10 protein-coding genes and 1 riboswitch are annotated in these 8,479 nt (G+C 65.9%); all 10 genes read right to left on the bottom strand.

Annotated elements, in window-relative coordinates:
- Positions 1-848 (bottom strand): thiamine-phosphate kinase (thiL, locus tag VK519_RS11260; protein ID WP_324349844.1); only part of this gene is annotated, 848 nt, incomplete at its 3' end.
- A 12-nt stretch (positions 849-860) separates the two neighbouring features.
- A complete protein-coding gene (locus tag VK519_RS11255) occupies positions 861-1,418 on the bottom strand; it encodes a GNAT family N-acetyltransferase (RefSeq protein ID WP_324349842.1) in 558 nt (185 codons plus the stop codon).
- Between the two features lie 48 nt (positions 1,419-1,466).
- Entirely contained in the window at positions 1,467-1,913 is a 447-nt protein-coding gene (gene nusB / locus VK519_RS11250) for a transcription antitermination factor NusB (protein ID WP_324349841.1), read from the bottom strand.
- Positions 1,910-2,371, bottom strand: coding sequence for a 6,7-dimethyl-8-ribityllumazine synthase (ribH, locus tag VK519_RS11245; protein ID WP_324349840.1), 462 nt, complete (start codon positions 2,369-2,371; stop codon positions 1,910-1,912). Before ribH ends, nusB begins: the two co-directional genes overlap by 4 nt.
- Before the next feature lie 60 nt (positions 2,372-2,431).
- Positions 2,432-3,367, bottom strand: a complete 936-nt coding sequence (gene ldcA / locus VK519_RS11240) for a muramoyltetrapeptide carboxypeptidase (protein WP_324349839.1) — start codon at positions 3,365-3,367, stop codon at positions 2,432-2,434.
- A 51-nt stretch (positions 3,368-3,418) separates the two neighbouring features.
- Entirely contained in the window at positions 3,419-4,501 is a 1,083-nt protein-coding gene (ribB, locus tag VK519_RS11235) for a 3,4-dihydroxy-2-butanone-4-phosphate synthase (protein ID WP_324349838.1), read from the bottom strand.
- A gap of 14 nt (positions 4,502-4,515) precedes the next feature.
- Entirely contained in the window at positions 4,516-5,160 is a 645-nt protein-coding gene (locus tag VK519_RS11230; protein WP_324349837.1) for a riboflavin synthase, read from the bottom strand.
- Positions 5,161-5,234: 74 nt separating this feature from the next.
- Positions 5,235-5,381, bottom strand: a riboswitch (FMN riboswitch).
- A gap of 82 nt (positions 5,382-5,463) precedes the next feature.
- The gene (gene ribD, locus VK519_RS11225) at positions 5,464-6,555 is read right to left on the bottom strand and encodes a bifunctional diaminohydroxyphosphoribosylaminopyrimidine deaminase/5-amino-6-(5-phosphoribosylamino)uracil reductase RibD (protein WP_324349836.1); all 1,092 of its coding nucleotides are present in this window, start codon (positions 6,553-6,555) and stop codon (positions 5,464-5,466) included.
- Positions 6,556-7,062 carry a transcriptional regulator NrdR gene (nrdR, locus tag VK519_RS11220; RefSeq protein WP_250625105.1) on the bottom strand — a complete coding sequence of 169 codons (507 nt, stop codon included), beginning with the start codon at positions 7,060-7,062 and terminating at the stop codon, positions 6,556-6,558.
- Between the two features lie 19 nt (positions 7,063-7,081).
- Positions 7,082-8,338, bottom strand: a complete 1,257-nt coding sequence (gene glyA, locus VK519_RS11215) for a serine hydroxymethyltransferase (RefSeq protein WP_324349834.1) — start codon at positions 8,336-8,338, stop codon at positions 7,082-7,084.
- Positions 8,339-8,479 lie beyond the last annotated feature (141 nt).

The raw sequence follows: 8,479 nt of genomic DNA, 5'->3' as shown, positions 1-8,479 counted from the left end.
ATGCGCGTGGCACCACAGCCCAGGCGCGCCATCTCCGCGCTCACCCCGGCCACGTGTTGCGATGGCAGGGTGAAGCAGAGCTCGTAGTCGTCGCCGCCGGTAAGGGCGAATGCCATGGTGTCGGAGTCGGCGAACATCTCGCGCAAGGCCGCTGACCGCGGCAACAGGGCGAGATCCAGTTCCGCCGCAACACCGCTGGCCTGGCAGATATGACCCAGATCGGCGACCAGGCCGTCGCTGACATCGATGCATGCCGTGGCCACGCCCCTCAGGGCACCGCCGGCGGCGACCCGCGGCGTGGGACGATCCAGGCGCGCAACGAGAGCGTCGCCACGGCCACTGCCTACACAGCGCAACCCCGCCGCGGCATCGCCGAGTGTGCCTGTCACCATCACCACGTCGCCGACGTTCGCACCCGAGCGCAACAGGCCCTGGCCCGATGGCAGGAAGCCATGCACCGCCACCGTGACCGACAAGGGCCCACGTGTCGTATCGCCACCCACCAGCGCGACGCGGTGCGGCGCGGCAAGGGCTGCAAAACCCTCGGCCAGGCCTTCGACGAAGGCACCGTCGGCATCGGGCAAGGTCATCGACAGCAGTGCCCAGGCCGGCACCGCACCCATGGCGGCAAGATCGGACAGGTTCACCGCCAATGCCTTCCATCCAATGTCGTAGGGACGTGTACCGGGCGGAAAATGCACGCCCGCGACCAGGGTATCCATGGCCACCGCCAGCTCGCGCCCGGCGGGCACGGCCAGCACCGCGGCGTCGTCGCCGATGCCTGTGAGGACGTCGTCGCGCGCCTGGGTGGTGAGCTCGCGCACGCGTTCGATGAGGTCGAATTCCATGCGCGGCAGACCTTAAGTGGCGCCCGGTCCCGGGCGTGTGAATACCATGGTGACCTGGCCCTTGTAGGCCGCGCGATGGCTGGGCGCAAAACCTAAGCGTGTGGCCACGCGGATCGACGGCTCATTGCCCGGATCGATCAGGCAACAGGTGTCACTGCCGCGGAAATGGACGTCGCCCCAGGCCACGGCGGCTTCGGCCGCCTCGCGGCCAAAACCCCGGCCGTGCACGTCGCTTGCCAATGCCCAGCCCATTTCGGGCACGTCATCGTTCGGGGGGCATATTTCCCGCTTGAAGTAAGCGAAGCCGACTTCCCCGACGAACCGGCTCGTTGATTTTTCCTCGATGGCCCAGAAGCCGAAGCCCTGCAGCGCCCAGTGACCGGCATAACGCAACATGCGCGCCCAGGCGTCTTCAGCCGACAAAGGCTTGCCGCCGATGTGGCGGACCACGGCAGCATCCGCCCACATGGCGGTACAGGCGGCGTAGTCGCCTGGCCGATGCGGCCGCAGCCGCAGGCGCGGTGTATCGATCACCGGGATCTGGCCAAGAAAGGCCGATGCGTCGTGCATGGAATGTCCTTCACCGAACAGCGGCCGGACGGGCCGGCCGCGGGAACATCAATGTCGTTTTTCGGCCGTACGCCAGTGCGTGGCCAGTTTGTCGAGCACGCCGTTGACGTAGCTGTGGCCATGATCGGCGCCGAAGCGCTTGGTGACCTCGATCGCCTCGTTCAGGATCACCCGGTAGGGTACGTCGGGGCGATACTTCAATTCGTACGCGGCCAGCCGCAAAGCGGCGCGCTCGATGGGGTCGATCTGGCTGACCTCGCGGTCGACGAAAGGCTTCAAGCCCTCGTCGATCTCGGCCTGGTGTTTCTCAACGCCAAGCAGGAGGTCTTCGAAGTATTCAAGGTCGGCCACTTCCATGTCCTGTTCATGGCGAAACTGGTCGATGACCTTGGCCATGGTGGCACCACCCACCTGCCACGCGTAGATGGCCTGCAATGCGCGGCGCCGGGCACGCGAGCGAGCGGCGAGATCGACGCCTTCCGGACGGCGATTCATAGCCTGGCGTACAGGTTGGCCATCTCCAGCGCCACCATGGCGGCATCGCTGCCCTTGTTGCCGGCCTTGGTCCCTGCGCGTTCGATCGCCTGTTCGATGTTTTCCACGGTGAGCACGCCGAAGGCGACGGGCACGCCCGAGGTGTAGGCCGCCTGCGCCAGTCCCTTGGCCGCTTCGCCGGCCACGTACTCGAAATGCGGGGTACCGCCGCGGATCACTGCGCCCAGGCCGATGACCGCCACATGCTTGCCGTTGTTGGCCACCTTGTAGGCCGCCTGGGCAATTTCCCAGGCACCGGGCACGCGGATGAGGTCGATGGCGTCGTCTTTCACGCCGTGGCGGACCAGGGTGTCGCGTGCCGCCTGGACAAGCGACTCGACGACGAAGCCGTTGAAGCGGCCGGCGACGATGGCGAAACGGCCCTTGGGCGTGGCGAAATCGCCCTCGATGATCTTCATTGGATTAAGCCTTCGGTGATGGGGCAAAACCCCGCGCGGACCGGCCATTTTACGGCTTTTTCAGCGGTTCGTGTCAGGGATGGAGGGATACCCGTGGATGGCAAGGCTGGCCTCGCCCCCAGCCAGGCGAAGCCGGGCATGGGCACCGACCGGCAAGGTGAACTTGTCCGGGCAGTGGCCGAACGGCAGTTCCGTGACCACCGGGATGCCGGCAACGGCGCCGATACGCTCGATCGCGTCGGGAAGGTCGTAGCCGTTGTCGTATTCACTGCTGCGATAAGAGGAAAAATCGCCCAGCACCAGCGCCTTCTGCCGGCCGAGGATGCCCGCCAGATACAGGTGGTAAAGCATCCGCTCCACCCGGAACGGTGGTTCGGAGACGTCTTCGACGAAGAGGATGCCGCCATCCACCACGGGCATATAGGGCGTTCCCACCAGCGCGCAGACCACGGCCAGGTTGCCGCCCCAGAGCGTGCCTTCGACGTCGACATCGGGTGAGTCCGGGGCGGCGCTCCAGGCGACATCCATCGTGGATGAGCACATGGCCTTCCAGAAATGGCGCCACGTGAAGTCTCGCAGGGCTTCGGCACCGAAGTCCGCGCTGAGCATCGGGCCGCCAAACGTCACCAGGTTCGACCGGGCAAGCAGTGCCAGCTGGACGGCGGTGAAGTCGCTGTGGCCGACCATGGCCAGGGGACGGGAGCCCAGCCGCTCGGCAAGCCCGTCGTAGTCCAGGTGCTGGAGCAACTGGTGTGCGCCATAGCCCCCGCGAACGGCCAGGGCGATATCCACAGAAGGATCCGTGCCCAGTGCGTTGAGCTCGGCAACGCGCTCGGCGACGCTGCCGGCGAATCGCTGGTCGATACGTTGCAAGGCGTCCTTGCCGACAACGGCGTGCCCGGCCACTTCCAGGCGCTCAACGCCGCGGCGGACCGCGGCCTGGTCATGGGGATAGCCCGATGGAGCGATGAGCTGGATCTTGAGGTTCCGATGCATGCCGATATCTGGTGGATGGGCTAGCTGCGCAGCCTTGGTTTGAACTTAAGCCTACCCGACGTAGCCGTCCACATGCAGGCCGAAGCCTTGCAGTCCCACCAGGCGGCGAGGCGTGCCAAGCACGCGCAATGAGCGAACGCCGAGGTCCGTCAGGATCTGCGCCCCAAGTCCAAGCTGGCGCCACGCCTGCGGATCCTCGTTCGGTACTTCACGGCCGGCAAGGCGGGCCAGCAAGGCGTCGGCGGAATCCTCGCCGGACAACACCACCAGGACACCGCGTCCTTCGCTGTCAATGCGGCGCAAGGCGGCCGTGACGGTATGGCCGAGGTCCTCGCGCTTCAGATGCAGCACGTCGGACAGTGTATTGCGCACATGCACGCGGGTAAGCACCGGCTCACCGTGGGCGACATCGCCGCGGACCAACGCAAAGTGCAGTCCGTGGGCGATCGCATCGCGGAAAGCCACCAGACGGAACGTCCCGAACTCGGTGTCGACGTCCTCCTCGTGAACGCGCTCGATGGTGCGCTCGGTTTCCAGCCGGTAGCGGATGAGGTCGGCGATGCTGCCGATCTTCAAGCCATGCTTGGCGGCAAAGGCTTCCAGCTCCGGGCGTCGAGCCATCTCGCCGTCGTCCTTGAGGATCTCGATCAACACTGCCGAGGGCTCGAGCCCTGCGAGCGCGGCAAGGTCACAACCGGCCTCGGTGTGTCCTGCGCGGGTAAGCACACCACCGGGACGGGCGGTCAACGGAAATATATGCCCGGGCTGGCTCAGGTCCTCGGGATGGGCGTCCTTCTTCACCGCCGCAAGGATGGTGTGGGCGCGATCATAGGCCGAGATGCCGGTGGTGACGCCTTCGGCCGCTTCGATCGAAACGGTGAAGTTGGTGTGGTAGGCCGAGGTGTTGTCACTGACCATCGGGCGCAGGCCCAGCTGCCGCGTGCGCTGTTCGGTCAGGGTAAGGCACACCAGCCCGCGCGCCTCGCGCACCATGAAGTTGATGTGCTGCGCGGTGACCTTCTCCGCAGCCATGATGATGTCGCCCTCGTTCTCGCGGTCTTCGTCGTCGAGGATCACCACCATGCGGCCTGCGCGCAGTTCGTCGAGGATGTCGGGGATGCTGTCGAATGCCATGGATGCTTTGCCTGTTAGCGCGCGAAACCGTTTTCGCGCAGGAAGTCTTCGTCGATGCCGTTGCCGCCGCCGACGCCCAGTAATCGCTCGACGTAGCGGGCCACGACATCGACCTCGAGGTTCACCGGGTCACCAGCCTTGCGATCGGCGAATGTGGTGTGTTCCACCGTATGGGGGATAAGGTTCACCCCGAAGCGGTTTCCCGACACTTCGTTCACCGTGAGGCTGGTGCCGTCGATGCAGATCGAGCCCTTCGCCGCGATATAGCGGGCGAGATTGGGCGGAACCTCGAATGTCCACCGCTGCGAACGGCCATCGTGGGTCACTGAAACGACCTTGCCCAGGCCGTCGACATGCCCTGACACCATATGGCCGCCGAGCCGGTCGGCCAGGCGCAGGGCTTTTTCCAGGTTGACCCGGCTGCCTGGGCCAAGCTGGCCCAGGTTGGTGAGCGAGAGCGTTTCGTTGGAGACGTCGGCGGCGAACGATGTCGCGCCGAGCTCGACCGCCGTCAGGCAGACACCGCCAACGGCGATGCTGTCGCCCAGGGCGACATCGTCCATATCCAAGCTGGCAGTGTCGACGGTGAGTCGGACGTCGCCGCCACGACGCTCGATGCGAGCAATGCGGCCGACGGTCTGGATGATTCCGGTGAACATGGCTTACGTCCTGCGGCACGAGGTTGATGAACGTCGGCAAGGCAGGACGCATGCCTCCCGCGGGAGAGACATGGCGTCGTCTTCTTTCATCCGGACTGTGACCGTCGGCCCTGGCTTCGCACCAGGTCTGCTGACCCCGCCTTGCGGCGGGCGCTCGCGGGCTCGCCCCTTGGAAGGGACATACCGCCGGTGGGGAGTTTCGCCCCGCCCTGAAGACATCACCGGTGATGGTACCACTGGGGGGTCAGAGTGAATACTCTGACCCCCCACCATGACGCCGATGCCAGGCGGCGGGTTGGCGCGTTACCGTGCGGGTCGAAGCCGCAGGCGGATATCGCCACCTACCATGGCATGGTCGACGATGCCCAGCTGCCAGCGCCCGGCCATGGTGTCCAGAGCGGGCAGCGCCATCAGCGGCCGCGCGCCGTCGCCCAGCAGCACCGGGGCGATGTAGAGCAGCAGTTCGTCGACGAGCCCCTGCGCAAACAGCGCCCCGCACAGCGTGGCGCCTGCTTCCACGTGCACTTCGTTGCAGTCGCGCGCGACGAGCTGCCCCAGCACCTGGGTAAGGTCCAGATGCCCACCGGACGCCGGCACAGGGATGCATTCAACGCGGGCGAAACGCGCGTCGCCGGCGTCGGCGTCCGCTGCATGCATCATCACCGTGGGCGCCTGGCCATCGAGTACGTGGGCATCTGCGGGCGTGCGCAGGCTTGCGTCCAGCACGACGCGCGTCGGCGGCACCCCCTCGCGGTCACCCGGCAGGCGCGCCGTCAGGCGTGGATTGTCGGCGAGCACCGTGCCACTGCCTGTGAGGATGGCGGAACTGCGCGCGCGCCAGCGCTGGACGTCCTCGCGCGCAGCCTCGCCGGTGATCCATTTCGATTCGCCACTGGCCAGCGCCGTCCGGCCATCGATGCTCATGGCCAGTTTCACCCGCACGAACGGCCTGCCCCGCTCGATGCGACTGAAGAATCCGGCGTTCAATTCCCTGGCCTCCGCGCGCATCAGGCCGCATGCCACCTCGATGCCAGCGTCGCGCAGCCTGGCCATGCCGCGGCCATTGACCTGGTCGAAGGGATCCTCGGCCGCCACCACAACGCGCGCCACGCCCGCGGCAATCAGCGCATCGGCGCAGGGCGGCGTACGGCCATGGTGTGCGCAGGGCTCAAGGGTGACGTAGACGGTGGCGCCGCGCGCCCGCTCGCCAGCCATGCCCAGGGCGAGGACTTCGGCATGGGGGCCACCGGCCTTTCGGTGGAATCCTTCGCCCACCACCACGCCATTGCGCTCGATGACACAACCCACGCGCGGGTTGGGCTGGGTGGTGTAGATGCCGCGCGCGGCGATTTCAAGCGCGCGCGCCATATAGGCGTGGTCGTGTGGCTGGAACATCTACTTGCGCTTGCCGCCGCCCACCAGCGGCAGCGGCAGGGCTTCCATCGCGGGAAGATCGCGCTCGAGCTTCTCGATCTCCTCGCGGAAGGCGTGGACGTCCTCGAACTTGCGATAGACCGAGGCAAACCGGACGTAAGCCACCTGGTCGAGCTTCTTCAGTTCACGCATCACCAGTTCGCCGATCTGCCGTGAGGGCACTTCCCGCTCACCGGTGCGCCGAAGGTCGTCGACGATGGCGCGCACCGCGGCATCGACGTCGTTGCTGGCCACCGGTCGCTTCTGCAGCGCCCGCTCGAAGCTTACGCGTAGCTTGCGTTCGTCGAAGGATTCGCGGCGATGGCCACTCTTGACCACGGCCGGCAGTTTCAGCTCGGCCGTTTCATAGGTATTGAAGCGTTCGCCGCATTGCGGGCACTCACGGCGACGACGCACCGATCCGCCATCGTCAGTCAGGCGCGAATCGATGACGCGGGTATCTTCATGCTGGCAGAACGGACAGTGCATGGCAGGGAAGTAAGTGTCCTTAGCCGTAGACGGGGAAGCGCTTGCATTGCGCGGTAACGGCCTGGCGAACGCGTGCAATGACATCTGCATCAGCCGGGGCATCAAGCACATCGCAGATCCAGCCGGTGAGTTCCACCGTGTCCGCTTCCAGGTAGCCCCGCGTGGTGATGGCAGGCGTGCCCACGCGCAGGCCCGAGGTGACGAACGGCGAACGCGGGTCATTGGGTACGGCGTTCTTGTTCACCGTGATATGCGCCTTGCCCAGCGCAGCTTCGGCATCCTTGCCGGTGGTTTCCAGACCGATCAGGTCGATCAGCATCAAATGGTTCTCGGTGCCGCCGGAAACGACCTTGTAGCCGCGCGCGATAAAGGCGCCTGCCATGGCCTGGGCATTCTTCACCACCTGCTCCTGGTAGGCGCGGAACTCAGGCTCCAGCGCTTCCTTGAACGCCACGGCCTTGGCGGCGATGACGTGCATCAGCGGGCCGCCCTGGATACCGGGGAACACCACCGACTGCAGTTTCTTCTCGATCTCCTCGCCGGCGCCCTGCGCCACGATGATGCCGCCGCGCGGACCGCGCAATGTCTTGTGCGTGGTGGAGGTGACCACGTGCGCATGCGGCAGCGGGCTGGGATACACGCCGGCGGCGACCAGGCCTGCAATGTGCGCCATGTCCACGAAGAGATAGGCACCGACCTTGTCGGCAATGGCGCGGAAGCGCGCCCAGTCCATGATCTGTGAATAGGCTGAGAACCCGGCCACGATCATCTTCGGCTTGTGTTCAACCGCCAGGCGCTCGATCTCGTCGTAATCGACCAGGCCGGTGTCGGGCGAGATGCCGTACTGCACGGCGTTGAAGATCTTGCCCGACAGGTTCACCTTCGCGCCGTGGGTCAGGTGGCCGCCATGGGCCAGGCTCATGCCCAGGATGGTGTCGCCCGGCTGCAACAGGGCGAAGTACACCGCCTGGTTGGCCTGCGAGCCTGAATGCGGCTGTACGTTGGCGTAGTCGCAGTCGAACAGCTGCTTCAGGCGCTCGATCGCGAGCTTCTCGGCGATGTCCACGTACTCGCAGCCGCCGTAGTAGCGCTTGCCCGGGTAGCCCTCGGCGTATTTGTTGGTCAGCACCGAACCCTGGGCCTCCATCACGCGGGGGCTGGCGTAGTTCTCCGAGGCGATCAGCTCGACGTGGTCTTCCTGGCGGCGCGCCTCATGGGCGATGGCCTGGGCCAGTTCGTCGTCATAACCGGCAATGGAGCTGTCCTTCGGGAACATCGTGACCTCGGCAAGGTAAAGAACGAATCCGGGAAAGTGTAGCGCTGACAGGGTTTTGCAGCCACTGCTTGGGAAAGTCCGTGCCACCGGCCCAGTGGCCCGGCCCCGCCCTACAGGTTTTTCCGCGTCGGCCTATAAACC

Origin of the sequence: Pinirhizobacter sp. (genome assembly GCF_035317885.1) — a bacterium.
Classification (GTDB): domain Bacteria; phylum Pseudomonadota; class Gammaproteobacteria; order Xanthomonadales; family Rhodanobacteraceae; genus Pinirhizobacter.
This window is presented reverse-complemented; position numbering and strand designations above follow the sequence as displayed.

Coding starts and splice junctions, on each gene's coding strand:
- ribD (WP_324349836.1), bottom strand. CDS start 6,555: ATGTTCCAGCCACACGACCACGCCTATATGGCGCGCGCGCTTGAAATC.
- ldcA (WP_324349839.1), bottom strand. CDS start 3,367: ATGCATCGGAACCTCAAGATCCAGCTCATCGCTCCATCGGGCTATCCC.
- VK519_RS11230 (WP_324349837.1), bottom strand. CDS start 5,160: ATGTTCACCGGAATCATCCAGACCGTCGGCCGCATTGCTCGCATCGAG.
- ribB (WP_324349838.1), bottom strand. CDS start 4,501: ATGGCATTCGACAGCATCCCCGACATCCTCGACGAACTGCGCGCAGGC.
- ribH (WP_324349840.1), bottom strand. CDS start 2,371: ATGAAGATCATCGAGGGCGATTTCGCCACGCCCAAGGGCCGTTTCGCC.
- nrdR (WP_250625105.1), bottom strand. CDS start 7,062: ATGCACTGTCCGTTCTGCCAGCATGAAGATACCCGCGTCATCGATTCG.
- nusB (WP_324349841.1), bottom strand. CDS start 1,913: ATGAATCGCCGTCCGGAAGGCGTCGATCTCGCCGCTCGCTCGCGTGCC.
- glyA (WP_324349834.1), bottom strand. CDS start 8,338: ATGTTCCCGAAGGACAGCTCCATTGCCGGTTATGACGACGAACTGGCC.
- VK519_RS11255 (WP_324349842.1), bottom strand. CDS start 1,418: ATGCACGACGCATCGGCCTTTCTTGGCCAGATCCCGGTGATCGATACA.